Raw genomic sequence first — 26,557 nt, forward strand, 5'->3', positions numbered from 1 at the left:
TGGGACTCGCTTCCGGTCCTCCCGGCGGGAGGCGCGCAGCATCGGCACTCAACCGAGCAACCTGGTTAGTGTGCCATATCGGCTGCTCCGGACGCCAATCAGGGGCCCGGAAGCGTACCCCTCACGGGGCGCGCTTCAAACTCGGCGACGAGATCATTCGACCGGCGCGCTCACGGTGACGGTCGCGTCGGCCCCGTGGCGGCGATGTGTCCGATCTGTGATCGACTCCTTCCGGCCAGCGGACAACCTGTCAAGATCACCAACCGTCCCTTCACTCGGAGCAGCCGGAGACTACGCGCTGCCGAAGTGACAGGGTCACCAAATTGAACAGTCGATGGACTTCGCGGGGGGCGCGGACCACCCGCAGGCAGACGCTCGCCGCGCTGGCGGTGCTCACCGCCGGAGGAGCCGCGGGGATCGCCGGGGTCACCGCGATCGCCGGATGCGGGGCCGGACATTCACGCGGCGCGGAAGCCGGGCCCGCGCGGGCCAGCGCGCCGGGGGCGGCGGAGCCGTTCACCTCGACGGTGGGCGACAAGCGGGCGCTGCTGCTGCAGATCATGGCGCACCCCGACGACGATCTGTACTTCATGAACCCGGACGCCGAGCATGTGCTGCGCTCCGGTGTCCCGGTGGTGAGCGTGTACGTCACGGCCGGTGAGGCCCTGGGGATCAACCACCAGGCGGGTACGCCGGTCCCGCGCGCCGACAAGGCCGCCTACTCCGCCTCCCGCCACCAGGGGCTGCGGCAGGCGTACGCGCGGATGATGGGGCTGAACCAGTTCGCGCCCTGGCAGCGGTCGGTGCTGCGGCTGCCCGGCGGGATCACCGCGGAGACCAACACCCTCGTGGGCGGTGCCCGCAGCGCCCGGCTGATCTTCCTCAACATCGCGATGCTGTCGGACGGCGGCGTACGGATCCCCGCGCTGTGGAGCACCCCGGGCACCGTGATGCGCACCCTCCTGGCCGCCGGCTCGCCCCTGGCGCACCCCAGCTCGTACGGCCACCAGACACTGGTCGACGTGCTCGCCGGGATCATGGAGCGCTATCGGCCCACGCTGATCCACACGCTGGACCCGGACCCCGACTTCCAGGTGCACGACGTACTGCACCCCAAGGACAACGATCAGCCGGGCTGCTCGGACCACCGCGATCACACCCCGGTCGCGCTGTTCACCTGGAAGGCGATCGCGCGGTGGGTGGCCGCGTCCACCCGGCGCGACAAGCACGCCCCGCGCTTCACCACCACCGCGTTCCGCGGCTACTACAACCAGCGCTGGCCGCACAATCTGCCGCCCGCCGTACTGGCCCAGAAGGCGCGGGCCATCAGGTCCTACGGCGGTGCGCCGGACTGGGACTGCGGCAACGCGGCCGGGTGCGGCGACTACAGCCAGGGCGGGGTGCGCCCGTTGCGGAACCGCAAGGGCTGGATCCGCTCCACCCACTACCGCTACCCCTCCCCGCTGCCCGCCCCCACCACCGACACCCAGGGACGGCTCGTGGCGTACGGCGTGCTCGGCACCCAGGCCGTGCGGTGGCGCGAGACCGAGCCCGGCAGCGGGCGGTTCGGAGCACCGCGCGGGCTCGGCGGCGGACCGCTCGCCCCGGCGCTCGCCGCGGTGCGGGACAGCGCGGGACGGCAGGTGCTGTTCGCCCTGCGGTTCGCGGCGCTGGCCGGGCAGGGCGCGGGCGACCTGCGCGAGATCGTGGCGCTTGAGCAGCGCCGCCCGGACGGCCCGTTCCGCGCCTGGACGGGCCTGGGCACCCCCGAGAGCGACCCCGAGCAGGGCCGCCGGGTCGGCTGCCCGGCGGCGGTCGCCACCCCGGACGGCCGGGTGCACCTCTTCGTACGGACCGCGGACAAGGGCCTGGCCACCCGCGTGCGGGACGCGAACGGCCACTGGGGTCCGTGGCAGCGGCTCGGCGGCGCCGAGATCCAGGACGGGCTGACCGCGCTGCTGGACGCGGAGGGGCAGGTCCGTGTCCTCGCCCCCGGCCGCGACACCGTCCACCACTGGGCCCAGGAGTGGGCGGGCGGCCCGGTCTCCCTGCGCCCGCCGTCCGGGCTGCCGCGCCCCGGCGGGGACCCGCTGGGCGCCGCGGTGGCGCCCGACGGCACCCTCACGCTGATCTACCGCACCCCCACGGCCACCGTGCCCGCCGTCCACGGCGAAACCTCCCTCACGGTGCCGCACTTCGAGGGCTACGGGGCGATCGCCGCCCACACCGTGGCCGAACCGTCCGGCCACCGCGAGGCGAAGACGCTGCTGCTGGCCGGGCGCGATCTGGGCGGCGAGATCCAGGTCCAGTACGGCACCGGCCCGGAGGCCAAACCCCTGCGCTCCCCCGGCCGTCTGACCCCGGTCGGCGCCCCTGCCCTCCTGACGGACGACGCCCACCAGGGCGTCTGCGTAGTGGGCCTGTCCCCCGACGCCACCCCCTGGATCTGGCGCCCCCACCCCACCTCACGGGCATAGCCTCCGGTACCTCGCGGCGTGGCCCCGGTGGCTGACGGGCGTAGCCCCCGGTCGCCGCCCTCGGGACCCGCTCGGTGGTCGCCCCGGGGCGGCGCCCTGGGGCGGCATCTTCGCTGAACGCCGTCCGGGCCGCATCCCGGCGCGACCCCACCGGCCGCGTCCGCGGTCCGCGTCGCCGGTCCGCGTCCGTGATCCGGCGTCCCGGGGCATCACCGGACGCGCGACGTCCAGGCCGCGCCCCCATCGCCGCGTAGCGCCCCCGGCCGCGTGCCGTTCGGCTCTCCGGGCGGCGGGTGGCCCGGATACGCGCGTGGCCCTCGCGATCCCATGGGCACCATGGCGGCCGTCGTGCGGCATGGCCGGGGCCCCACCCGGCGTCTTGTGGCGGGGTGGGGCCCGGTCGGGTCCGGCGGTTGCCGGAGGGGTTCAGCGGCGGGCCGCGGCGGTGCGGCGGCGGGGTTCCTCCTCGAACTCCTCGTCGGGCTCCTCGGGCTCCTCATACGCCTCGGCGTCCTCGGCGTACTCGGCGTACTCGGCGTACTCTGGCTCCTCCGGCTCTTCGGCCTCGTCCGGCTCCCCCGCGGCCTCCGGCTCCTCCTCGTACTCCTCCTCGTCGTACGCCTCGGGCTCGGCGTCTTCTGGCTCCTCCTCGTACGCGTCCTCAGCCGCCTCGTCCGGCTCATCGGCGTCTCCCCCGGTCTCCTCGTCAGCCCCCTCGGCCTCGGCCTGCTCGCGCTCTTCCTCCTCCACGGCCGTCTCGTGTTCCTGCACGACCTCGCCGTCCCGGATCTCGCCGCGCCAGCCGTCCGTGGCCTCGCCGCGCATCATGATGAACTTCCGGTAGAGCTTCAGATCGAGCCGGGCCCGTCGGCCCTGGGCCCGCCAGATGTTGCCGGTCTTCTCGAAGAGCCCCTTGGGGAAGTACTCCAGGACCAGCAGCACCCGGGTGAGGTGGTCACCGAGCGGATGGAAGGTGACGACGCCCTTGACGGTGCCCTTGGCCCCCTCCGTGGTCCAGCTGATCCGCTCATCGGCCACCTGCTCGGTGACGTTGGCCTTCCAACTGCGGGTGGACTTGGCGACCTTCACCTTCCAGTTGCTGCTGGTGTCGTCGGCCTTCTCAACACTCACGACCCCCTTGGCGAAGGTGCTGAACTCCTGGAACTGGGTCCACTGGTTGTACGCCTCGCGGACCGGCACCCCGACGTCGATGTCCTCGACGACCGTCACGCTCTTGGACTTGCCGCCCCCGCTCTTGCCCCGGCCGCCCTTGCCGAAGATCCCCTTGACCTTCTCCTTCAGGGAGTCCTTGAGCGAGTCCTTCAGCTGGGACGTACCGGCCTTCATCAGGGCCTGCCCCGGCGACTTGCCCTCGGAGAGGGACTGCGCGCCCTTGGCGAGGCCCGAGCCGAGGCCGGAGATCGCATGGGTCGCCCGTGCCTGGACATAGTCACGGAGCTCGTCCTTCAGACGGTCGGTGGCCGGATTCTTGACGATGTCGTCCTTGAGCTTGCCGAGCGTGTCAGCCATTGCGGCCCCCCGCGGTCCTGGCGGTCTTCTTCGCCGCGCTCTTCTTCGCCGTGGCCTGCTTCGCCGTCTTCTTGGCCGCGGCCTTCTTCGCCGGACCGGAACCGGACGCGGCGGTCTGCTTCGCCGGGCGTGCCGGGTCCTTGGCCGCCGCCTTGCGCGGCGGCCTCGGCGGCCTCGGTTTCCGCTTCGGCTCGGATTCCGCCTCGGCGTCCGGCCCTTCGGCGCGCTCCTCGTCCTCGGCCTCGGCCGGGGCTTCCTCGTCCGGGGCCTCCTCGTCCTCGCCGTCGCCCCCGCCACGCAGCAGCGCCGTGCGCTCATGCAGTGAGTCGGCGAGACCGCTCACCCGGCCGGACACGGCCTTCGTCGCGGCCTGCCGGGTGGCGTCGGCGAGTTCCTTGCGCACCTCCGAGTTCAGACCGCTCAGCAGCGGCACCTCGGCCAGGGACTTCTTCAGCTGCTGCGGATCCAGCGTGATCTTCTTACCGGCCAGCAACATGCCCAGCCCCACGGCGAGTTTCGCCTTCTTCGTACGCCCGAGGAGGTAGCCCCCCACGACCGCGACGGTGATCTTGCCATTTGTCATCATCTGTTCGCTCCCGAAGTCGAACGCGGCTTCGATGTGGACGGCCGGGTACCCACATACGAAAGAGCCCCACCCGCGAGAAGCGAATGGGGCTCTTTGCTCCGGGGAGCGTCAGATCACTTGTTGATCTTGGTGACCTGACCGGCGCCGACGGTCCGGCCACCCTCACGGATGGCGAACTTCAGGCCCTCCTCCATGGCGACCGGCTGGATCAGCTGGACCGACATCTCGGTGTTGTCGCCCGGCATGACCATCTCGGTGCCCTCGGGGAGGGTCACCACGCCCGTCACGTCCGTGGTACGGAAGTAGAACTGCGGACGGTAGTTGTTGAAGAACGGCGTGTGGCGGCCACCCTCGTCCTTGGACAGGATGTACGCCTGGGCCTCGAACTCGGTGTGCGGGGTGACCGAGCCCGGCTTGATGATGACCTGGCCGCGCTCGACGTCCTCGCGCTTGATGCCGCGGAGCAGCAGACCGACGTTCTCACCGGCCTGGCCCTCGTCGAGCAGCTTGCGGAACATCTCGATACCGGTGACGGTGGTCGAGGTCTTCTCCTGCTTGATGCCGATGATGTCGACGTTCTCGTTGACCTTCAGCACACCGCGCTCGATACGGCCGGTGACGACCGTACCGCGGCCGGTGATGGTGAAGACGTCCTCGATCGGCATCAGGAACGGCTTGTCGACGTCGCGCTCCGGCTGCGGGATCGACTCGTCGACGGCCTTCATCAGGTCGAGGACGGACTTGCCCCACTCGGCGTCGCCCTCGAGCGCCTTGAGCGCCGAGACCTTGATGACCGGAACGTCGTCGCCCGGGAACTCGTACTCGGAGAGCAGCTCGCGGACCTCGAGCTCGACGAGCTCCAGGATCTCCTCGTCGTCCACCATGTCGGCCTTGTTCAGGGCGACAACGATGTACGGCACGCCGACCTGGCGGGCCAGGAGCACGTGCTCCTTGGTCTGCGGCATCGGGCCGTCGGTGGCGGCGACCACGAGGATGGCGCCGTCCATCTGCGCCGCACCGGTGATCATGTTCTTGATGTAGTCCGCGTGACCGGGGCAGTCAACGTGCGCGTAGTGACGCGACTCGGTCTGGTACTCGACGTGCGCGATGGAGATCGTAATACCGCGCTGGCGCTCCTCAGGAGCCTTGTCGATCTGGTCGAAGGCCGAGGCCTCGTTCAGGTCCGGGTACGCGTCATGCAGCACCTTGGTAATCGCAGCGGTAAGCGTGGTCTTACCGTGGTCGATGTGACCGATGGTGCCGATGTTGACGTGCGGCTTAGTCCGCTCGAACTTCGCCTTCGCCACTGGGGTCCTCCTGTGGAGTGGTTCTGTACGCATCCACGCTTTGCGGATGGGTTCAGGTGGTCTTACCGAACCGGCCAGGACCCCGAGGGGGATGCCCTTCGCCGTATTCGTCTGGGGAAACGGCGCCCGGGGCCCGCCGTGGAACACGGTGAACGCGCTCCACGACGGATGACCCCGATGCCTTGTGCTTCCAGCCTAAAGGGTGAGGAATGCGGATGAACCCGCCTTACTCGCCCTTGGCCTTCGCGATGATCTCCTCGGCGACGTTCCGCGGAACCTCGGCGTAGGAGTCGAACTGCATGGAGTAGCTGGCGCGGCCGGATGTCTTGCTGCGCAGGTCGCCCACGTAGCCGAACATCTCCGACAGCGGGACCAGGCCGGTGACCAGCTTGGCGCCGCTCCGGTCCTCCATGGACTGGATCTGCCCGCGACGGGAGTTGATGTCGCCGATCACATCACCCATGTAGTCCTCGGGCGTGGTGACCTCGACCTTCATCATCGGCTCGAGCAGGGCCGGGCTGGCCTTGCGGGCGGCCTCCTTGAAGGCCATCGAACCGGCGATCTTGAACGCCATCTCGGACGAGTCGACCTCGTGGTAGCCACCGTCGAGCAGGGTGACCTTCACACCGGTCAGCGGGTAGCCCGCGAGCACGCCGAACTCCATGGCCTCCTGGCAGCCCGCGTCCACCGACGGGATGTACTCCCGCGGGATGCGGCCACCGGTGACCTTGTTCTCGAACTCGTAGCCATCGCCCTCAAGCGGCTCCAGCGCGATCTGCACCTTCGCGAACTGGCCGGAACCACCAGTCTGCTTCTTGTGGGTGTAGTCGTACCGCTCGACCGGCTTGCGCAGCGTCTCGCGGTAGGCCACCTGCGGCTTGCCGACGTTGGCCTCGACCTTGAACTCCCGGCGCATGCGGTCGACCAGCACATCGAGGTGCAGCTCGCCCATGCCGGAGATGATCGTCTGGCCGGTCTCCTCGTCGGTCTTGACGCGGAAGGAGGGGTCCTCCTCGGCGAGCCGCTGGATCGCGACGGCCAGCTTCTCCTGGTCGCCCTTGGACTTCGGCTCGATGGCCACCTCGATGACCGGGGCCGGGAAGTCCATCGACTCCAGGATCACCGGGTTCGCCGCGTCCGAGAGGGTCTCACCGGTGGTGGTCTGCTTCAGACCCATGACGGCGACGATGTCACCGGCACCCACCGAGTCGATCTCCTCACGCTTGTTGGCGTGCATCCGGTAGATCTTGCCGATGCGCTCCTTCTTGCCCTTCACCGAGTTCAGCACCTGGGTGCCCGCGTCCATGCGGCCCGAGTACACCCGGATGAAGGTGAGCTTGCCGAGGTGCGGGTCGCTCGCGATCTTGAACGCCAGGGCCGACAGCGGCTCTTCCTCGGAAGGACGGCGCTTGATGACCTCGTCGGGGTCCTTGACCGAGTGACCCTCGATCGCCTCGATGTCGATCGGCGACGGCAGGTACCGGACGACCGCGTCCAGCAGGGGCTGGACGCCCTTGTTCTTGAACGCGGTGCCGCAGAACACGGGGGTGACGGTGGTGCCGTCGCCCGTGCCGGAGGCGATGGTGATACGGCGGATCGCCGCGTACAGCTGCTCCTCGGTGGGCTCTTCGCCCTCGAGGTACAGCTCCATCATCTCCTCGTCGTTCTCGGCGACGCCCTCGAGCAGCTTGCCGCGCCACTCGTCGGCGGCCTCGGCGTGGGTGTCCGGGATGTCGACGGTGTCGTACATCTCGCCCTTGGTGGCCTCGGCGGACCAGACCAGCGCCTTCATCTGGACGAGGTCGACCACGCCCTTGAAGTCGGCCTCGGTGCCGATCGGCAGCTGCATGACCAGCGGCACCGCGCCGAGGCGGTCCGTGATCATGTCGACGCAGCGGTGGAACTCCGCACCGGTGCGGTCGAGCTTGTTGACGAAGCAGATGCGCGGAACGCCGTAGCGGTCCGCCTGACGCCACACCGTCTCGGACTGCGGCTCGACACCGGCCACGCCGTCGAACACGGTCACGGCACCGTCGAGCACGCGCAGGCTGCGCTCCACCTCAACGGTGAAGTCGACGTGCCCCGGGGTGTCGATGATGTTGATCGTGTGGTCGACGTTCTCGAGCGGCCAGTGACAGGTCGTCGCGGCGGACGTGATGGTGATGCCGCGCTCCTGCTCCTGCTCCATCCAGTCCATGGTGGCGGCGCCATCGTGGACTTCACCGATCTTGTAGCTCACGCCGGTGTAGAAGAGGATCCGCTCGGTGGTGGTCGTCTTGCCCGCGTCGATATGGGCCATGATCCCGATGTTGCGGACCTTGGCCAGGTCAAGTGAAGTGGTGGCCATATGGCTCAGTCTTCTCTCGGTTCTCGATGGGGTAGCGACTACCAGCGGTAGTGCGCGAAGGCCTTGTTGGACTCGGCCATCTTGTGGGTGTCCTCGCGACGCTTGACGGAGGCGCCCAGACCATTGCTGGCGTCCAGCAGCTCGTTCATCAGGCGCTCGGTCATGGTCTTCTCACGACGGGCGCGGGAGTAACCCACCAGCCAGCGCAGCGCGAGGGTGGAGGAGCGGCCGGGGCGGACCTCGACCGGCACCTGGTAGGTGGCGCCACCGACACGGCGGGAGCGGACCTCGAGGGTCGGCTTCACGTTCTCCAGCGCGCGCTTGAGGGTGATGACCGGGTCGTTGCCGGACTTCTCGCGCAGGCCCTCCATGGCGCCGTAGACGATGCGCTCGGCAGTGGAGCGCTTGCCGTTCAGCAGGACCTTGTTGATGAGGGACGTCACCAGAGGAGAGTTGTAAACCGGGTCGATGATGACCGGGCGCTTCGGGGCGGGACCCTTACGAGGCATTCTTACTTCTCCTTCTTGGCGCCGTAGCGGCTGCGAGCCTGCTTGCGGTTCTTGACGCCCTGCGTGTCGAGGGAGCCGCGGATGATCTTGTAACGAACACCCGGCAGGTCCTTCACACGACCGCCACGCACGAGCACGATGGAGTGCTCCTGCAGGTTGTGTCCCTCACCCGGGACGTAGGCGGTGACCTCGATCCCACTGCTCAGCCGGACACGCGCGACCTTGCGGAGCGCCGAGTTCGGCTTCTTCGGCGTCGTGGTGAACACGCGGGTGCATGTACCACGGCGCTGCGGCGACCCCGCGAGGGCGGGGGTCTTGTTCTTCTCGACCTTGTCCTGGCGGCCCTTGCGGACCAGCTGCTGGATCGTAGGCACCGTTTCTCCGGTTTCTGTGTGCCAGTCTCGGTAAAGCTAACCTGGAGTTTCTCCGACCCACGCGGTCGGGTGTGTCGCGCACCGCAGCCCTCTGCGAAAGTCAGAGAGTGCAGATTGTTGGTGTCGACACCTCGAGCCCCCGAGCGGTCTGAAAGCGCGCACAGGAGCCCAGGGACACCCCAGGCACAAGGTCAGAGCGTACCTATAGCATCGGCTCCGGTCAAAACAAATGCACACGCGCTGGACACACCAACCCGGAGCATAGCCGCAGGGCGGCCACCCCCGCCATGGGGTGACCGCCCTGTGAACGCTGACCAGCCGTCCGCGGACCTACTGGTTGTACGGCCCGTAGTCGTAGTCCTCCAGCGGAACCGCCTGGCCGGAGCCGGTGCCGAAGGGCGAGTAGTCGATGTCGTCGTAGCCGACGGCCGAGTACATCGCGGCCTTCGCCTCCTCGGTCGGCTCGACCCGGATGTTGCGGTAGCGGGACAGGCCCGTACCGGCCGGGATGAGCTTACCGATGATCACGTTCTCCTTGAGGCCGATCAGGGAGTCCGACTTGGCGTTGATCGCCGCGTCGGTGAGCACCCGGGTCGTCTCCTGGAAGGACGCCGCCGACAACCAAGACTCGGTCGCCAGCGAGGCCTTGGTGATGCCCATCAGCTGCGGACGGCCGGAGGCCGGGTGGCCGCCTTCCTGGACCACACGACGGTTCTCACCCTCGAAGCGCGTGCGCTCCACGAGCTCGCCCGGCAGCAGCTCCGCGTCGCCGGACTCGATGATCGTCACCCGGCGCAGCATCTGCCGGATGATGATCTCGATGTGCTTGTCGTGGATCGACACGCCCTGCGAGTTGTAGACCTTCTGGACCTCGCCCACCAGGTGCACCTGGACGGCGCGCTGGCCGAGGATGCGCAGCACGTCGTGCGGGTTGACGGCACCCACGGTCAGCGGCTGGCCGACCTCGACGTGGTCGCCCTCGCCCACCAGCAGACGGGACCGCTTGGAGACGCCGTAGGCCGTCTCGTCGGAACCGTCGTCCGGGGTGACGACGAGCTTCTTGGTCTTCTCGGTCTCCTCGATCCGGACGCGGCCGGCCGCCTCCGAGATCGGGGCGACACCCTTGGGCGTACGGGCCTCGAAGAGCTCGACGACACGCGGGAGACCCTGGGTGATGTCGTCACCGGCCACACCACCGGTGTGGAAGGTACGCATCGTCAGCTGGGTGCCGGGCTCACCGATGGACTGGGCGGCGATGATGCCGACCGCCTCGCCGATGTCCACCAGCTTGCCGGTCGCCAGCGAGCGGCCGTAGCACATGGCGCAGGTGCCGACGGCGGACTCGCAGGTGAGCACCGAGCGGGTCTTGACGGTCTCCACGTTGTGACGGACCAGCTCGTCGATGAGCACATCGCCCAGGTCGGTACCGGCCGGGGCCAGGACCTTCCCGTCCACGACGATGTCCTCGGCGAGGCAGCGCGCGTACACGCTGGTCTCGACGTCCTCCGTCTTGCGCAGCACGCCGTCCGCGCCCGTGGTCGCGATCGCCAGCTTGAGGCCGCGGTCGGTGCCACAGTCCTCCTCGCGGATGATCACGTCCTGCGAGACGTCCACCAGACGACGGGTCAGGTAACCCGAGTCGGCGGTGCGCAGGGCGGTGTCGGCGAGACCCTTACGGGCACCGTGGGTGGAGATGAAGTACTCCAGCACGGAGAGGCCCTCGCGGAACGACGCCTTGATCGGCCGCGGGATGGTCTCGTTCTTCGCGTTGGACACCAGACCGCGCATACCGGCGATCTGGCGCATCTGCATCATGTTTCCGCGCGCGCCCGAGTTGACCATCATGAAGATCGGGTTGGTCTTCGGGAAGTTCGCGTTCATCGCCTCGGCGACCTCGTTGGTCGCCTTGGTCCAGATCGCGATCAGCTCCTGGGTGCGCTCGTCCTTGGTGATCAGACCGCGCTCGTACTGCTTCTGGACCTTCTCGTCCTGCGCCTCGTAGCCCTCGATGATGGCCTTCTTGGCCTCGGGCACGACCACGTCGGAGATGGCGACGGTGACACCGGAGCGGGTGGCCCAGTGGAAACCGGCCGCCTTCAGGTTGTCCAGCGTCGCCGCGACGATGACCTTGGGGTAGCGCTCGGCGAGGTCGTTGACGATCTCGGAGAGCTGCTTCTTGCCCACCGAGTAGTCGACGAACGGGTAGTCCTCGGGCAGCAGCTCGTTGAAGAGCGCGCGGCCCAGCGTGGTGCGCAGCCGGAAGCTGTCACCGGGCTGCCAGGCGGGCTCGTTCTCATCGGCCACCGGCGGGGTCCAGCCACGGGGCGGGACGGTGCCGATCGGGAAGCGGATGTCGATCTTCGCCTGGAGCGAGAGCTCCCGGGCGTCGAACGCCATGATCGCCTCGGCGACCGAGCCGAAGGACCGGCCGTCGCCCTTGACCTCGCGCTCCTCCTCGTCGGTGGTGAGGAAGAACAGGCCCAGCACCATGTCCTGGGTCGGCATGGTCACCGGACGGCCGTCGGCCGGCTTGAGGATGTTGTTCGAGGACAGCATCAGGATGCGGGCCTCGGCCTGCGCCTCCGCGGACAGCGGCAGGTGCACGGCCATCTGGTCACCGTCGAAGTCCGCGTTGAACGCGGTGCAGACGAGCGGGTGGATCTGAATGGCCTTGCCCTCGACCAGCTGCGGCTCGAACGCCTGGATGCCGAGGCGGTGCAGGGTCGGCGCACGGTTCAGCAGCACCGGGTGCTCGGCGATGACCTCTTCGAGCACGTCGTACACGACCGTGCGGCCGCGCTCGACCATGCGCTTGGCCGACTTGATGTTCTGCGCGTGGTTCAGGTCCACCAGGCGCTTCATCACGAACGGCTTGAAGAGCTCCAGCGCCATGGCCTTGGGCAGACCGCACTGGTGCAGCTTGAGCTGCGGGCCGACGACGATGACCGAACGGGCCGAGTAGTCGACGCGCTTGCCGAGCAGGTTCTGACGGAACCGGCCCTGCTTGCCCTTCAGCATGTCGCTGAGGGACTTCAGCGGACGGTTACCGGGGCCGGTGACCGGACGGCCGCGGCGACCGTTGTCGAAGAGGGCGTCAACGGCCTCCTGAAGCATGCGCTTCTCGTTGTTGACGATGATCTCGGGGGCACCGAGGTCCAGGAGCCTCTTCAGCCGGTTGTTCCGGTTGATCACACGGCGGTACAGGTCGTTCAGGTCGGAGGTCGCGAAGCGGCCACCGTCCAGCTGCACCATCGGACGCAGGTCCGGCGGGATCACCGGGATGCAGTCCAGCACCATGCCGTTGGGGCTGTTCCGGGTCTGCAGGAACGCGGAGACGACCTTCAGGCGCTTGAGCGCACGGGTCTTCTTCTGGCCCTTGCCGGTCCGGATGATCTCGCGGAGCTTCTCGGCCTCCTCATCGAGGTCGAAGGACTCCAGGCGCTTCTGCAGCGCCGCGGCGCCCATGCCGCCCATGAAGTACGTGCCGAAGCGGTCACGCAGTTCGCGGTAGAGCAGCTCATCGCCCTCGAGGTCCTGGACCTTGAGGTTCTTGAAGCGGTTCCACACCTCGTCGAGACGGTCGATCTCGCGCTGGGCGCGGTCGCGCAGCTGCTTCATCTCGCGCTCGGCGCCCTCGCGCACCTTGCGGCGCACATCGGCCTTGGCGCCCTCGGCCTCGAGCTCGGCGAGGTCCGCCTCCAGCTTCTTGGCGCGGGCCTCGAGGTCCGCGTCGCGGCGCTGCTCGATCTGCTGGCGCTCGACGGAGACATGGGCCTCCAGCGAGGGCAGATCGCGCGTGCGGCGCTCCTCGTCCACCCACGTGATCATGTAGGCGGCGAAGTAGATGACCTTCTCGAGGTCCTTCGGGGCGAGGTCGAGCAGGTAGCCCAGACGGCTGGGCACGCCCTTGAAGTACCAGATGTGGGTGACGGGAGCGGCCAGCTCGATGTGGCCCATCCGCTCACGGCGCACCTTGGCGCGGGTGACCTCGACGCCACAGCGCTCACAGATGATGCCCTTGAAGCGGACGCGCTTGTACTTCCCGCAGTAGCACTCCCAGTCCCGGGTCGGACCGAAGATCTTCTCGCAGAAGAGTCCGTCCTTTTCGGGCTTGAGGGTGCGGTAGTTGATGGTTTCCGGCTTCTTGACCTCACCGTGGGACCACTGACGGATGTCATCAGCGGTGGCGAGGCCGATCCGCAGCTCGTCGAAGAAGTTGACGTCGAGCACTTGTCGTCAATCCCTCTTTCAGGGTCGTGTCTTCGGGTCTGACTGGGGGTCCGGGGAGAGGCCGGGGCGCCCTGTGGCGAGTGCCCCGGCCAGACCCGTCAGACCTCTTCGACGCTGCTCGGCTCGCGCCGGGACAGGTCGATACCGAGCTCCTCCGCAGCGCGGAAGACGTCCTCGTCGGTGTCGCGCATCTCGATGGACATGCCGTCGGACGACAGCACCTCCACGTTGAGGCACAGGGACTGCATCTCCTTGATGAGCACCTTGAAGGACTCGGGGATGCCGGGCTCGGGAATGTTCTCGCCCTTGACGATGGCCTCGTAGACCTTCACGCGGCCGGTCACGTCGTCGGACTTGATGGTCAGCAGCTCCTGGAGGGCGTACGCGGCGCCATAAGCCTCCAGCGCCCACACCTCCATCTCACCGAAGCGCTGGCCACCGAACTGAGCCTTACCACCCAGCGGCTGCTGGGTGATCATCGAGTACGGACCGGTGGACCGGGCGTGCAGCTTGTCGTCCACCAGGTGGTGCAGCTTGAGGATGTACATGTAGCCGACCGAGATCGGGTCCGGGAACGGCTCGCCGGAGCGGCCGTCGAACAGCCGGGCCTTGCCGGAGGGCTGGACCAGGCGGTCGCCGTCCCGGTTCGGCACGGTGTGCTCGAACAGGCCGGCCAGCTCGTCCTCGCGGGCGCCGTCGAAGACCGGGGTCGCGACGTTGGTCCCGGGCTGGACCTCGTCGGCACCGATCGCCTGCAGCCGCTGCATCCACTCCTCGGAGCCCTCGACCTTCCAGCCGCGGGAGGCCAGCCAGCCGAGGTGGATCTCCAGCACCTGCCCCGGGTTCATCCGGGACGGGACACCCAGCGGGTTGAGGATGATGTCGACCGGGGTGCCGTCCTCCAGGAACGGCATGTCCTCGACGGGGAGGATCTTGGAGATGACGCCCTTGTTGCCGTGGCGGCCGGCGAGCTTGTCACCGTCGGTGATCTTGCGCTTCTGCGCCACGTAGACGCGGACCAGCTGGTTCACGCCGGGCGGCAGCTCGTCGCCCTCCTCGCGGTCGAAGACGCGCACGCCGATGACCTTGCCGGTCTCGCCGTGCGGCACCTTCAGCGAGGTGTCACGGACCTCACGGGCCTTCTCGCCGAAGATCGCGCGCAGCAGCCGCTCCTCCGGGGTCAGCTCGGTCTCACCCTTCGGGGTGACCTTGCCGACCAGGATGTCCCCGGCGATGACCTCGGCGCCGATGCGGATGATGCCGCGCTCGTCGAGGTCGGCCAGGACCTCCTCGGAGACGTTCGGGATGTCCCGGGTGATCTCCTCGGGGCCCAGCTTGGTGTCCCGGGCGTCGACCTCGTGCTCCTCGATGTGGATCGAGGAGAGGACGTCGTCCTGCACCAGACGCTGGCTGAGGATGATCGCGTCCTCGTAGTTGTGGCCCTCCCACGGCATGAACGCCACCAGGAGGTTCTTGCCGAGCGCCATCTCGCCGTCCTCGGTGGACGGGCCGTCGGCCAGCACCTGCCCGGCGATCACCCGCGCGCCCTCGTCCACGACGACCTTCTGGTTGAAGGAGGTGCCCTGGTTGGAGCGGGAGAACTTGGCCACCCGGTAGGTGGTGTAGGTGCCGTCGTCGTTGGCCACCGTCACGTAGTCGGCGGAGACCTCCTGGACGACACCGTCCTTCTCGGCCTTGATGACGTCGCCGGCGTCGACCGCGCAGCGGTACTCCATACCGGTGCCGACCAGCGGGGACTCCGCCTTGATCAGCGGCACGGCCTGGCGCATCATGTTCGAGCCCATGAGCGCGCGGTTGGCGTCGTCGTGCTCCAGGAACGGGATCATCGCGGTCGCGACCGACACCATCTGGCGCGGCGAGACGTCCATGTAGTCGACGTCGTCGCCGGGGATGTAGTCGACCTCACCGCCACGGCGGCGGACCAGGACGCGGTTCTCGGCGAAGTGGAAGTCGTCCGTCAGCGGCGCGTTGGCCTGCGCGATGACGAAGCGATCCTCCTCGTCGGCGGTCAGGTAGTCCACGTCGTCGGTGACGACACCGTCGACCACCTTGCGGTACGGGGTCTCGATGAAACCGAACGCGTTGACCCGGCCGTACGAGGCGAGCGAGCCGATCAGACCGATGTTCGGGCCTTCGGGCGTCTCGATCGGGCACATCCGGCCGTAGTGCGAGGGGTGCACGTCACGGACCTCGAAGCCCGCCCGCTCACGGGAGAGACCACCGGGGCCCAGCGCGTTCAGCCGGCGCTTGTGGGTCAGGCCCGACAGCGGGTTCGTCTGGTCCATGAACTGCGACAGCTGGCTGGTGCCGAAGAACTCCTTGATGGAGGCGACGACCGGCCGGATGTTGATCAGGGTCTGCGGCGTGATCGCCTCGACGTCCTGAGTGGTCATGCGCTCGCGGACGACGCGCTCCATGCGCGCCAGACCCGTGCGGACCTGGTTCTGGATCAGCTCGCCGACGTTACGGATGCGGCGGTTGCCGAAGTGGTCGATGTCATCGGTCTCGACGACCACGGACTGGTCGTTGTCCCCGACGGTCTCGGTCTCACCGGCGTGCAGCTTCACCAGGTACTTGATCGAGGCGATGATGTCCTCGACCGTCAGGACGCCCGCGTCCAGCGGAGCGGCCGCGCCCAGCTTCTTGTTGACCTTGTAGCGGCCGACCTTCGCCAGGTCGTAGCGCTTCGGGTTGAAGTAGAGGTTCTCCAGCAGCGTCTGCGCGGCCTCCCGGGTGGGGGGCTCGCCCGGGCGCAGCTTGCGGTAGATGTCGAGCAGCGCGTCGTCCTGGCCCTGGGTGTGGTCCTTCTCCAGGGTGGCGCGCATGGACTCGTACTCGCCGAACTCCTCGAGGATCTGCTCGGTGGTCCAGCCGAGCGCCTTCAGGAGGACGGTGACGGACTGCTTGCGCTTGCGGTCGATGCGGACACCGACCATGTCGCGCTTGTCGATCTCCATCTCCAGCCAGGCACCACGGGAGGGGATGACCTTGACCGAGAAGATGTCCTTGTCGGACGTCTTGTCGATGGAGGAGTCGAAGTAGACACCCGGCGAGCGCACCAGCTGCGAGACGACGACACGCTCGGTGCCGTTGATGCAGAAGGTGCCCTTGTCGGTCATGAGCGGGAAGTCGCCCATGAAGACCGTCTGAGACTTGATCTCACCGGTCTCGTTGTTGGTGAACTCGGCCGTGACGAAGAGCGGAGCGGCGTAGGTGAAGTCACGCTCCTTGCACTCGTCGATCGAGTTCTTCGGCGGCTCGAAACGGTGATCACGGAAGGTCAGGGACATCGACCCGGAGAAGTCCTCGATCGGGGAGATCTCCTCGAAGATCTCTTCCAGACCGGACTTGGTGGGGACGTCCTGACCGCTGTCCAGCGCAGCCTCGACGCGAGCCTTCCACGCGGCATTGCCGAGCAGCCAATCGAAGCTCTCGGTCTGAAGCGCAAGGAGGTTCGGAACCTCGAGAGGCTCCTTGATCTTCGCAAAGGAGATGCGCAGCGGGGCGGTGCTGGCGCCATTGTTCGTATTGGCAGTCGAGGCGTTGCGCGAGGCGGCCAAGAGGGGGTCCTTCCGAGGGCTCGGACTCACTACGCGCGTACCGGTCCCACCGAGAGCCCATGGATGAAATCCCTGGTCAGGGCGTTTTCATCAGTAGTGCTCGAAGGTAGGTATGCCCCTGGTGACGGGCAGGGAGCAGCTAACAGGCAGCGCAAAGGGTCAGTGTAGCCACTTGGCACACTGATGTCCAGCGCCGAGTTTCTGAGACCGGCAGTGCCAATCTCTCCCTCCGGTGAGGGGGCGCGCCCCTCGTTGTCTTCTCACGCCCTGTCGGCAGCCGCGCTGTCGATGCGCATATCGATACTGCCCGCTTCGCCGACGATCCATGCCTCGGACTTTTGGATCGGTGTGACGTCGCGTCCTGAGAATTGCGCGCTGCGTGCCGTTCGTCAAGGCCCCCCACTCCGGCGAGATCGTCACAGGGCGTGGCGACGGGCAACGAAGATCACCCTACCTCCACAAACCCATAAGGCAATGTAACCGTCTCGGGAACGCCGAAGGGCGACCACCCGAACGGGTGATCGCCCCTGGCGTGGAACCGGGCCCCGCCGCCGGACGTCCTACGGGCGTGTGGCGGCGGGCCGCGAGGTCATCCGACCCCGAGGGGTCACTTGACCTCGACGGAGGCGCCGGCGCCCTTGAGGGACTCGGCGGCCTTGTCGGCCTGCTCCTTGTTGACCTTCTCGAGGACCGGCTTCGGGGTGCCGTCGACGAGGTCCTTGGCCTCCTTCAGACCCAGGGAGGTCAGCTCGCGCACGACCTTAATGACCTGGATCTTCTTGTCGCCGGCGCCGGTGAGGACGACGTCGAACTCGTCCTTCTCCTCCTCGACCGGGGCAGCGGCGCCCGGGGCACCCGGGGCGGCGGCGACCACGGCGGCCGGCGCGGCGGCGGTGACGTCGAACTTCTCCTCGAAGGCCTTCACGAACTCGGAGAGCTCGATGAGGGTCATCTCCTCGAACTGCGCGAGCAGGTCGTCCTGGCTGAGCTTCGCCATGGTGGCGGTCCTTCCACTAATTCGGCAGGTGGTGCCGGATGTATATGTCGGCGGGCTTCCGGGCCCGCTGCGACCGGGGCCTGATTACTCGGCGGCCTCGGCCTCGGCGGGAGCCGGGGTGTCGGCACCGCCCTGCTCGTCCTGCTTCTGCCGGAGCGCCTCGGCGGTCCGGACGAACTTCGACAGCGGGGCCTGGAAGAGCGCGGCAGCCTGGGACTGCTTGCCCTTCATCGCACCCGCCAGCCTGGCGAGCAGCACCTCACGGGACTCGAGGTCCGCGAGCTTCTTGATCTCGTCGGCGGACAGCGCCTTGCCGTCAAGGACACCGCCCTTGATCACGAGAGCGGGGTTGTCCTTGGCGAAGTCACGGAGACCCTTCGCCGCCTCGACCGGGTCACCGGTCACGAAGGCGACGGCCGACGAACCCGAGAACAGGTCGTCGAGCTGGTTGATCCCGGCCTCGTTGGCCGCGATCTTGGTCAGCGTGTTCTTCACCACACGGTACTGAGCGTTCTCACCGAGCGAACGGCGCAGCTCCTTCAGCTGCGCAACGGTGAGTCCGGTGTACGCGGTCACCACGGCCGCGTTCGCGTTGCGGAACTTCTCCCGCATCTCGTCGACGGCTGCGACCTTGTCAGGACTCGCCATGAGCCTCGGCCTCCTTCCGGGTGATGAGGACCGCTTCGGCCTGAAGGAAGGAGACTGAGACAACGCGAAAACGCCCCGGCGCAGGCGCCCGGGGCGTAACTCGACCGGCACGGACCCACGGCCCGTTCGGGAGTGCAACCTCAGTCACCTACGCAGGTCGCCCGCGGCTAGCGGATCCTTCAGCCACCGGATCCCTTTCGGGACACGGCGACAACCAGCGGTCTTTGGCTTCGGTAGGAGATTACGCGAACGGGCCGCGGCCAGGCAAATCGGCCCTACTGCTGGAGCATGTCCTGGAAGTCCACGGTGTCCGAGGAGGACGGCTCGGTGACCGTCACCTTGGTGCCGTAGTCCGAGTAGAAGACCGTGGAGTCATAGGCGCCGCTGTTGCTCTGCGCCTGCTCACGCTTCTTGACCAGCAGGTTGTCCCCGTCCACCCACAGGTCGATGGTCTCGGTGTCCATGCCCGAGGACTCCAGCTGCTTCTGCAGGGCGTCCAGGTCGGACTGGCTGAGCTCCTTGGACTGCATCTTGGCGATCTCGGAGACCTTGACCTTGCCCGTGTAGTGGGTGGCCTTGACGCCCTTCACGTCCTCGCTGCCCACGCTCTTGACCTTGCCCGTGGCGAGCAGCAGCTCCACCGAGCGCGACGGGTTGTTGTTCTGCATCTGGTCCTTCAGGAAGGCGCCCGAGGGACCCGCCTTCTGGGCCAGCACGTCGTAGTCGTACTTCACCCAGTGCTTGCCGCTGCCAGCCTGGGCGGCGAACTCATCGCCCATGTTCAGGAACATCGCGTCCGGGGTGTACCTGGCGTCCATCGGCTTGCCCGCCATCGGGGAGTTGGCGATGGCACCGCCCTTCTGGGTGATGGACATATTGGCCCGGATGCCGTCGGCCCAGTCCATGGCGCCGGTCATCTGCGAGTTCTGCTCGCCCATCTGGGTGGTGCCCTCGACCTTGGCCGAGTTCTTCTTGTCGGTCTGCTGCGAGGCGAGCTTGAGCGCCGCCAGCGGGCTCATCGCGGAGTGCCCGGACCTGTCGCCGCCGGTCTTGTCGCCGGCCTTGTCGTCATCGGACTTGTCGCTCCCGCACGCGGTCAGGCCGACCGTCAGAACGAGGCTTCCGGCGGCTATCGCCCATCGCGCACCGACATGAGTACCGCGCACGGCTTCCCCCTAGTTTTTATTTCTCTGTCACGTCTCGTGCAGAGTGAACGACTCTAGCGGAGGGGACCGACAGCGAAAGACGCCGGGCCCCCGCACCTTCGACGCGGTGCGGGGGCCCGGCGGTTGCACACCAGGGTGTGCCGATCAGGAGCCGCCTCAGACGGCGTCCTCCTCGACCAGCAGGTTGCGGGTGCGGTTGGCGTCCAGCGGGATGCCGGGGCCCATCGTGGTGGTCAGGGTCGCCTTCTTGATGTAACGGCCCTTCGCGGCGGACGGCTTGAGACGGTTGACCTCCTCGAGCGCCGCAGCGTAGTTCTCCACCAGCTTGGTCTCGTCGAACGAGAGCTTGCCGATGATGAAGTGCAGGTTCGAGTGCTTGTCGACGCGGAACTCGATCTTGCCGCCCTTGATGTCCGTGACGGCCTTGGCCACGTCCGGGGTGACGGTGCCGGTCTTCGGGTTCGGCATCAGACCACGCGGACCGAGCACCCGGCCGAGGCGGCCGACCTTGCCCATGAGGTCCGGGGTGGCGACGACGGCGTCGAAGTCCAGGCGGCCCTTGGACACCTCGTCGATGAGCTCGTCGGAGCCGACGATGTCGGCTCCCGCGGCCTCCGCGGCCGCAGCACGGTCACCGGTCGCGAAGACCAGGACCCGGGCGGTCTTACCGGTGCCGTGCGGCAGGTTCACGGTGCCGCGGACCATCTGGTCGGCCTTGCGCGGGTCGACACCCAGGCGCATGGCGACCTCGACGGTCGCGTCGAACTTGGTGGTGGAGGTGTCCTTCGCCAGCCGGACGGCCTCGAGCGGGGCGTATGCGCGCTCCCGGTCGATCTTGGCGTCCGCAGCGCGGAGGGTCTTGCTGCGCTTGCTCACTCTTGCTCCTGATGTCTGTGGAGTTCGTGGTCCGGGCCAGCGCTTGGCCCTGCCACAGGTGGCCGCGGGGGCCGTCGGCCCTCGCGGGTGGGGTGTCAGCCCTCGACCGTGACGCCCATGGAGCGGGCGGTGCCGGCGATGATCTTCTCGGCGGCGTCCAGGTCGTTGGCGTTCAGGTCGGGCATCTTGGTGGTGGCGATCTCACGCACCTGGTCGCGGGTGATCTTGGCGACCTTGGTCTTGTGCGGCTCGCCGGAGCCCTTCTCCACGCCCGCGGCCTTGAGGATCAGCTTGGCGGCCGGCGGGGTCTTGGTCACGAAGGTGAAGGAGCGGTCCTCGTAGACCGTGATCTCCACCGGCACGACCATGCCGCGCTGCGACTCGGTCGCGGCGTTGTAGGCCTTGCAGAACTCCATGATGTTGACGCCGTGCTGACCCAGCGCGGGGCCGACCGGCGGGGCCGGGTTCGCGGCGCCGGCCTGGATCTGGAGCTTGATCAGCCCCGTGACCTTCTTCTTCTTGGGAGGCATGCTCTCTCCGGGTCCTAGTGAGAGGGTGTTCGCCTCCGAACCGGATCATCCGGATGGAGGCATACCGCACAACGATAACGGGTATAGCTGTGCGCCTTAAAACCGAGCAGGTCAGACCGGCCGCGAAAGCCCGTCTGACCTGTCGGAAGTCCTTATGAAGAGACTCAGCTCTGAGTGGACTCAGTTCTTCTGGATCTGGTCGAAGCTCAGCTCGACCGGGGTCTCCCGACCGAAGATCTCCACCAGGCCCTTGACCTTCTTCGAGTCGGCGTTGATCTCGTTGATCGTCGCCTGCAGGGTCGCGAACGGGCCGTCGGTGACCGTGACCGAGTCGCCCACCTCGAAGTCCAGCACCTGGACCTCGACCTTGCGGCTCGGCGCCGGCGCACCGCTCTCCTCGGCGGCGGCCTTGGCGGCCTTCTCCTCGGCCTCGGGGGCGAGCATCTTGACGATCTCGTCCAGGGTCAGCGGGTACGGGTCGTAGGCGTTGCCCACGAAGCCGGTGACGCCCGGGGTGTTGCGGACGACACCCCACGACTCGTTCGTCAGGTCCATGCGGACGAGCACATAGCCGGGCAGCTTGTTCTGCCGGACGTTCTTGCGCTCGCCGTTCTTGATCTGGACGATCTCTTCCTCGGGGACCTCGGCCTGGTAGATGAAGTCCTCGACGTTCAGCGAGACGGCACGCTGCTCCAGGTTGGCCTTCACGCGCTTCTCGTAGCCCGCGTAGGTGTGGATCACGTACCACTCACCGGGCAGCCCGCGCAGCTCCTCGCGAAGCGCCTCGACCGGGTCGGCCGCGGCCTCCTCGGCCCCGGTCTCGACCGCCTCGACCGCGTCATCCGCCTGGGCCGCCTCGGTCTCGGGGGCGTCCTGGTCCTCGACGCGCAGCGCGTCCTCCTCGGCGGGAACGCCCGCCGAGGCGTCGGCCGCTTCAGCCTGGTCGGAGTCCGCCGCCTCGACGATGTCGAGCTCGTCCTCACGGGACTCGACGGGCTCGGCGGCGTCGTTCAGGTTCGGGTCAGACACTGTGGCTGCTTCTTCCTGGCTTCAAAGGGGGTGGAACGTGCGAAAGAGGCGACGCCGGGACGGCGGCCGCCTTTCGCGAGGGTCTCAGCCAAAGACGTACTTGATGGCGTTGTTGAACCCATAGTCAATCACGGTCACGATGCCGATCATGATGACGACGAAAACGATCACCACGCTGGTGTACGTCGACAGCTGACTGCGGGTGGGCCAGACGACCTTCCGCAGCTCGGCGATGATCTGGCGGTAGAAGAGCGCGAGCCGACCGAAGGGCCCCTTCTTCGCGCGCTTGCCACCACGACGACCCCGCTTGGTCGTCTCCTCATCCTCGGGACGACCGCTCTCAGGCGTCGCGGTGGAGCCAAGGGCTTCCGTCACTCGTCCTCACCTGAATCCGGGTCGTGGCCGTGCCGCGTCCGGCCCGGCCGCACAGCGGTGCTTGTCCTTGCGTACGCATGCACGCACCCTCATCACAGTGCGTGTAGCAGGGCCGGAGGGACTTGAACCCCCAACCGCTGGTTTTGGAGACCAGTGCTCTACCAATTGAGCTACGACCCTTCGCGGCACTCCCAACCTACCGCATCCACCCGGCTGCACGGAGTGTGCGGTCGGATCCGGCTGTTGATCGGCCAACGACGGTTGAGTGTACGTGCTTGACGGCCGGGCGTCGAACGAGAAGCGCGCGAACTCTCCACAAACCCGTGTGCCACCCATTTCGCCCGTCTGCGACGATGCATCCATGACCGCTGCTACTCCCCCAGTACAGTCCCCGACCGACCGGCGGGTATCGGCCCGGATCGGCTCGATCTCCGAGTCCGCGACCCTCGCCGTCGACGCCAAGGCCAAGGCCCTCAAGGCCGCGGGCCGTCCGGTGATCGGCTTCGGCGCCGGTGAGCCCGACTTCGCCACGCCCGACTACATCGTCGACGCCGCGGCCGCGGCGTGCCACGACCCGAAGTACCACCGCTACACCCCGGCCGGCGGCCTCCCCGAGCTCAAGGCCGCGATCGCCGCGAAGACGCTGCGCGACAGCGGGTACGAGGTCGAGGCGGCCCAGGTCCTGGTGACCAACGGCGGCAAGCAGGCGATCTACGAGGCGTTCGCCGCGATCCTGGACCCGGGCGACGAGGTCATCGTCCCCGCGCCCTACTGGACCACCTACCCGGAGTCGATCCGGCTGGCCGGCGGTGTCCCGGTGGAGGTCGTCGCCGACGAGACGACCGGCTACCGCGTCTCCGTCGAGCAGCTGGAGGCGGCCCGCACCAAGAACACCAAGGTGCTGCTCTTCGTCTCCCCCTCCAACCCCACCGGCGCGGTCTACAGCCGTGAGCAGATCGAGGCGATCGGCCGCTGGGCCGCCGACAACGGGCTCTGGGTGCTGACCGACGAGATCTATGAGCACCTGGTCTACGGCGACGCGGCGTTCCACTCGCTGCCGGTCGTGGTGCCCGAGCTGCGGGACAAGTGCATCGTGGTCAACGGGGTAGCCAAGACGTACGCGATGACCGGCTGGCGGGTGGGCTGGGTCATCGGCCCCAAGGACGTCATCAAGGCCGCGACCAACCTCCAGTCGCACGCCACCTCGAATGTGAGCAATGTCGCCCAGGTCGCCGCGCTGACCGCCGTCGCGGGCGGCCTCGACGCCGTGGCCGCGATGCGCGAGGCGTTCGACCGCCGCCGCCGCACCATCGTGCGGATGCTCAACGAGATCGACGGCGTCGAGTGCCCGGAGCCCGAGGGCGCCTTCTACGCCTACCCCTCGGTCAAGGGGCTGCTCGGCAGGGAGATCCGCGGCAAGCGGCCGCGGACCACCGTCGAGCTGGCGGAGATCATCCTGGAGGAGGCCGAGGTCGCGGTGGTGCCGGGCGAGGCGTTCGGCACCCCGGGTTATCTGCGGCTGTCCTATGCGCTGGGCGACGAGGACCTTGTCGAGGGCGTCTCCCGGCTGCAGAAGCTGCTGGGCGAGGCGAGCGCGTAAGGCACCCGGCGCTCGTACGCACGAACCGTACGGTTCGCACGGGTTCGCACGCACGATCCGTATGGCTCGTATGCGTGATCCATACGGCAGGAACGGGCCGGAGTCCGCGGTGGCGGATTCCGGCCCGTTGCGCGTGTGCGCACCTCCCCGTTCGGGGAAAGCGGTACCCGACGGGTCCGGACGTGCGGCAGTATCTGCAGATGGCACGCGATGTACACCTGCTCCCCAAAGCGCATCTGCATCTCCACTTCACCGGCTCCATGCGCCCCGGAACCCTCCTCGAACTCGCCGACAAGTACGGCGTCCATCTCCCCGAGGCACTGAGCGGCGGTGAGCCGCCGAAGCTGCGTGCCACCGATGAGCGCGGCTGGTTCCGCTTCCAGCGGCTGTACGACATCGCACGCTCCTGTCTGCGGGAGGCCGACGACATTCGGCGGCTGGTGCGCGAGGCGGCCCAGGAGGATGTGCGGGACGGGGCCCAGTGGCTGGAGATCCAGGTGGACCCCACCTCGTACGCCCCGCGACTGGGCGGGCTGATCCCCGCGATGGAGATCATCCTGGACGCGGTCGAGAGCGCCGCCGCCGACACCGGTCTCGGGATCAGGGTCCTGGTCGCCGCCAACCGCATGAAGCATCCGCTGGAGGCCCGCACCCTGGCCCGGCTCGCGGTGCGCTTCGCGGACCGCGGCGTCGTCGGCTTCGGCCTCTCCAACGACGAACGGCGCGGATTCGCCCGCGACTTCGACCGGGCCTTCGCCATCGCCCGGGACGGCGGGCTGCTGGCGGTGCCGCACGGCGGCGAGCTGTCGGGCCCCGGCAGCGTCCGGGACTGCCTGGACGACCTCGGCGCGGCCCGGGTCGGCCACGGGGTGCGCGCGGCCGAGGACCCGCGGCTGCTCGCCAAGCTGGCCGAGCGCCAGGTGACCTGCGAGGTGTGCCCGGCGTCGAACGTGGCGCTCGGCGTCTACGAGAAGCCGGAGGACGTACCGCTGCGCACGCTGTACGACGCGGGGGTGCCGATGGCGCTCGGGGCGGACGACCCGCTGCTCTTCGGCTCGCGGCTGGCGGCGCAGTACGACCTGGTGCGGGAGCACCACGGCTTCACGGACGCCGAACTGGCCGAGCTGGCACGGCAGTCGGTGCGCGGCTCGGCCGCGCCGGAGGAGGTCAGGCGGCGGATGCTGGCGGAGATCGACGACTGGCTGAAGGGCTAAACCAGAGTCGCACGTGCAACTCTGCTCGTGGGCTTCAGATGCTCACGCCCACCGTCACCGGCTCGTTGACCAGCCGGATCCCGAACGCCTCCTCGACCCCGGCCATCACCTCGCGGGCCAGCGCCAGCAGGTCCTCGGTGGTGGCCCGGCCCCGGTTGGTGAGGGCGAGGGTGTGCTTGGTGGAGATCCGGGCCGGGCCAGTGCCGTAGCCCTTGGTGAAGCCCGCCCTGTCGATCAGCCAGGCAGCGGAGGTCTTGATCAGGCCGTCGCCCGCGGGGAAGGCGGGGGGTGCGGTGTCCGGGCCCAGGCGCTCGGCGACGCGGGCCAGGAAGGCTGCGTGGGCGTCCCGGTCGAGCACCGGGTTGGTGAAGAACGACCCCGCTGACCAGGTGTCGTGGTCTCCGGGGTCGAGCACCATGCCCTTGCCCGCGCGCAGTCCGAGGACGGTCTCGCGGGCGACGGCGGCCGGCACCCGGTCCCCCACCTCGACGCCGAGCACCCGTGCGGTCTCGGCATACCGGACGGGCGCGGAGAGCCCGCCCGCGTCCTCCAGTTCGAAGCGGACCCGGAGCACCACATGGCGGTCCGGATCGGCCTTGAAGCGGCTGTGGCGGTAGGAGAAGGCGCAGTCGGCGTTCGGGATCGTGACGACCTCGTCGGCGCGGCGGTCGTAGGCGATCACCTCGGTGATCGTGGCGGAGACCTCCTGGCCGTAGGCGCCGACGTTCTGTATCGGCGTCGCGCCCGCGGAGCCGGGGATTCCGGCGAGGCATTCGATGCCCGCGAGCCCGGCGCGGACCGTACGGGCGACGGCGGCCGACCAGTTCTCGCCCGCGGCGAGCTCCAGGCGGCTGCCGTCGAGGGTGAAGCCGCTGGTGGCGATGTGCAGGGCGGTGCCGTCGAAGCCCTTGTCGGCGATGACCAGATTGCTGCCGCCGCCGATCACCAGCAGCGGGGTCCCGGCCGCGTCGGCCTCCCGGACCGCGGCGATGACCTCGTCGTCGGTGGTGGCCGTGAGCAGCCGGTTGGCCGGTCCGCCGAGACGGAAGGTGGTGAGGGGCGCGAGGGGGGCGTCGTGGAGTTCCTGCACGCGCTCAAGAGTACGGGGGTGCCCCCCGGGCTCCTGGAGGCGGCCGCCCCCGGTGTGGGGGATCCGGGGGCCGGCGGACCTGCGGGCCGTA

General features: G+C 68.3%; 19 protein-coding genes and 1 tRNA gene. 3 read left to right on the forward strand and 17 right to left on the reverse strand.

Going from position 1 to position 26,557, the window contains the following annotated elements:
- The first annotated feature begins 323 nt into the window (after positions 1–323).
- Positions 324–2,477 (forward strand): PIG-L family deacetylase, encoded by a 2,154-nt coding sequence (locus VT50_RS04175; protein WP_078840744.1) that lies wholly within the window; start codon positions 324–326, stop codon positions 2,475–2,477.
- 426 nt (positions 2,478–2,903) lie between these two features.
- Here VT50_RS04175 and VT50_RS04180 read toward each other — a convergent pair whose 3' ends face one another.
- From VT50_RS04180 to VT50_RS04260, 16 genes are all read right to left on the reverse strand, one after another.
- Positions 2,904–4,007, reverse strand: coding sequence for an SRPBCC family protein (locus VT50_RS04180; protein WP_046086843.1), 1,104 nt, complete (start codon positions 4,005–4,007; stop codon positions 2,904–2,906).
- Positions 4,000–4,590 carry a hypothetical protein gene (locus VT50_RS04185; protein ID WP_240529033.1) on the reverse strand — a complete coding sequence of 197 codons (591 nt, stop codon included), beginning with the start codon at positions 4,588–4,590 and terminating at the stop codon, positions 4,000–4,002. The genes VT50_RS04180 and VT50_RS04185 overlap by 8 nt, the downstream gene beginning before the upstream one ends.
- A gap of 116 nt (positions 4,591–4,706) precedes the next feature.
- A complete protein-coding gene (gene tuf / locus VT50_RS04190; protein WP_020869272.1) occupies positions 4,707–5,900 on the reverse strand; it encodes an elongation factor Tu in 1,194 nt (397 codons plus the stop codon).
- 226 nt (positions 5,901–6,126) lie between these two features.
- Positions 6,127–8,247: an elongation factor G gene (gene fusA / locus VT50_RS04195; RefSeq protein ID WP_046086841.1), complete on the reverse strand. Its 2,121-nt coding sequence runs from the start codon at positions 8,245–8,247 to the stop codon at positions 6,127–6,129.
- Positions 8,248–8,285: 38 nt separating this feature from the next.
- Positions 8,286–8,756, reverse strand: a complete 471-nt coding sequence (gene rpsG, locus VT50_RS04200) for a 30S ribosomal protein S7 (RefSeq protein WP_014178748.1) — start codon at positions 8,754–8,756, stop codon at positions 8,286–8,288.
- Positions 8,757–8,758: 2 nt separating this feature from the next.
- On the reverse strand, positions 8,759–9,130 hold the full coding sequence (gene rpsL, locus VT50_RS04205) for a 30S ribosomal protein S12 (RefSeq protein ID WP_014054153.1): 372 nt from the start codon (positions 9,128–9,130) through the stop codon (positions 8,759–8,761).
- A gap of 330 nt (positions 9,131–9,460) precedes the next feature.
- Positions 9,461–13,360 (reverse strand): DNA-directed RNA polymerase subunit beta', encoded by a 3,900-nt coding sequence (locus VT50_RS04210; protein WP_046086840.1) that lies wholly within the window; start codon positions 13,358–13,360, stop codon positions 9,461–9,463.
- Between the two features lie 98 nt (positions 13,361–13,458).
- The gene (rpoB, locus tag VT50_RS04215) at positions 13,459–16,941 is read right to left on the reverse strand and encodes a DNA-directed RNA polymerase subunit beta (protein ID WP_046086839.1); all 3,483 of its coding nucleotides are present in this window, start codon (positions 16,939–16,941) and stop codon (positions 13,459–13,461) included.
- A 607-nt stretch (positions 16,942–17,548) separates the two neighbouring features.
- Entirely contained in the window at positions 17,549–17,938 is a 390-nt protein-coding gene (gene rplL / locus VT50_RS04225) for a 50S ribosomal protein L7/L12 (RefSeq protein WP_046086838.1), read from the reverse strand.
- Positions 17,939–18,022: 84 nt separating this feature from the next.
- Positions 18,023–18,586 carry a 50S ribosomal protein L10 gene (gene rplJ / locus VT50_RS04230; protein ID WP_046086837.1) on the reverse strand — a complete coding sequence of 188 codons (564 nt, stop codon included), beginning with the start codon at positions 18,584–18,586 and terminating at the stop codon, positions 18,023–18,025.
- A 275-nt stretch (positions 18,587–18,861) separates the two neighbouring features.
- Entirely contained in the window at positions 18,862–19,752 is an 891-nt protein-coding gene (locus VT50_RS04235) for an SCO4651 family lipoprotein (RefSeq protein ID WP_046086836.1), read from the reverse strand.
- Positions 19,753–19,908: 156 nt separating this feature from the next.
- A complete protein-coding gene (gene rplA, locus VT50_RS04240) occupies positions 19,909–20,628 on the reverse strand; it encodes a 50S ribosomal protein L1 (RefSeq protein ID WP_046086835.1) in 720 nt (239 codons plus the stop codon).
- A gap of 95 nt (positions 20,629–20,723) precedes the next feature.
- Positions 20,724–21,158, reverse strand: coding sequence for a 50S ribosomal protein L11 (gene rplK / locus VT50_RS04245; protein ID WP_046086834.1), 435 nt, complete (start codon positions 21,156–21,158; stop codon positions 20,724–20,726).
- Between the two features lie 180 nt (positions 21,159–21,338).
- Positions 21,339–22,187 (reverse strand): transcription termination/antitermination protein NusG, encoded by an 849-nt coding sequence (gene nusG / locus VT50_RS04250; RefSeq protein ID WP_046086833.1) that lies wholly within the window; start codon positions 22,185–22,187, stop codon positions 21,339–21,341.
- A gap of 84 nt (positions 22,188–22,271) precedes the next feature.
- Positions 22,272–22,562 (reverse strand): preprotein translocase subunit SecE, encoded by a 291-nt coding sequence (gene secE, locus VT50_RS04255; RefSeq protein ID WP_037952862.1) that lies wholly within the window; start codon positions 22,560–22,562, stop codon positions 22,272–22,274.
- Between the two features lie 107 nt (positions 22,563–22,669).
- A tRNA-Trp gene (locus VT50_RS04260) sits at positions 22,670–22,742 on the reverse strand.
- A 181-nt stretch (positions 22,743–22,923) separates the two neighbouring features.
- Here VT50_RS04260 and VT50_RS04265 point away from each other — a divergent pair.
- Both VT50_RS04265 and VT50_RS04270 read left to right on the forward strand, forming a co-directional pair.
- Entirely contained in the window at positions 22,924–24,162 is a 1,239-nt protein-coding gene (locus VT50_RS04265; protein ID WP_046086832.1) for a pyridoxal phosphate-dependent aminotransferase, read from the forward strand.
- A gap of 200 nt (positions 24,163–24,362) precedes the next feature.
- A complete protein-coding gene (locus VT50_RS04270) occupies positions 24,363–25,376 on the forward strand; it encodes an adenosine deaminase (protein WP_206269337.1) in 1,014 nt (337 codons plus the stop codon).
- Positions 25,377–25,410: 34 nt separating this feature from the next.
- Here the strand turns inward: VT50_RS04270 and VT50_RS04275 are convergent, their stop codons facing one another.
- Positions 25,411–26,466 (reverse strand): UDP-N-acetylmuramate dehydrogenase, encoded by a 1,056-nt coding sequence (locus tag VT50_RS04275; protein WP_046086830.1) that lies wholly within the window; start codon positions 26,464–26,466, stop codon positions 25,411–25,413.
- Positions 26,467–26,557 lie beyond the last annotated feature (91 nt).

It is taken from the genome of Streptomyces antioxidans, from assembly GCF_000968685.2.
GTDB classification, from domain to species: domain Bacteria; phylum Actinomycetota; class Actinomycetes; order Streptomycetales; family Streptomycetaceae; genus Streptomyces; species Streptomyces antioxidans.

What these genes read in the sequence shown, in the direction of transcription:
- rplL (WP_046086838.1), bottom strand. Translation starts at nt 17,938, where the DNA reads ATGGCGAAGCTCAGCCAGGACGACCTGCTCGCGCAGTTCGAGGAGATG.
- rplK (WP_046086834.1), bottom strand. Translation starts at nt 21,158, where the DNA reads ATGCCTCCCAAGAAGAAGAAGGTCACGGGGCTGATCAAGCTCCAGATC.
- VT50_RS04185 (WP_240529033.1), bottom strand. Translation starts at nt 4,590, where the DNA reads ATGACAAATGGCAAGATCACCGTCGCGGTCGTGGGGGGCTACCTCCTC.
- VT50_RS04270 (WP_206269337.1), top strand. Translation starts at nt 24,363, where the DNA reads ATGGCACGCGATGTACACCTGCTCCCCAAAGCGCATCTGCATCTCCAC.
- fusA (WP_046086841.1), bottom strand. Translation starts at nt 8,247, where the DNA reads ATGGCCACCACTTCACTTGACCTGGCCAAGGTCCGCAACATCGGGATC.
- rpsG (WP_014178748.1), bottom strand. Translation starts at nt 8,756, where the DNA reads ATGCCTCGTAAGGGTCCCGCCCCGAAGCGCCCGGTCATCATCGACCCG.
- VT50_RS04265 (WP_046086832.1), top strand. Translation starts at nt 22,924, where the DNA reads ATGACCGCTGCTACTCCCCCAGTACAGTCCCCGACCGACCGGCGGGTA.
- rplJ (WP_046086837.1), bottom strand. Translation starts at nt 18,586, where the DNA reads ATGGCGAGTCCTGACAAGGTCGCAGCCGTCGACGAGATGCGGGAGAAG.
- VT50_RS04180 (WP_046086843.1), bottom strand. Translation starts at nt 4,007, where the DNA reads ATGGCTGACACGCTCGGCAAGCTCAAGGACGACATCGTCAAGAATCCG.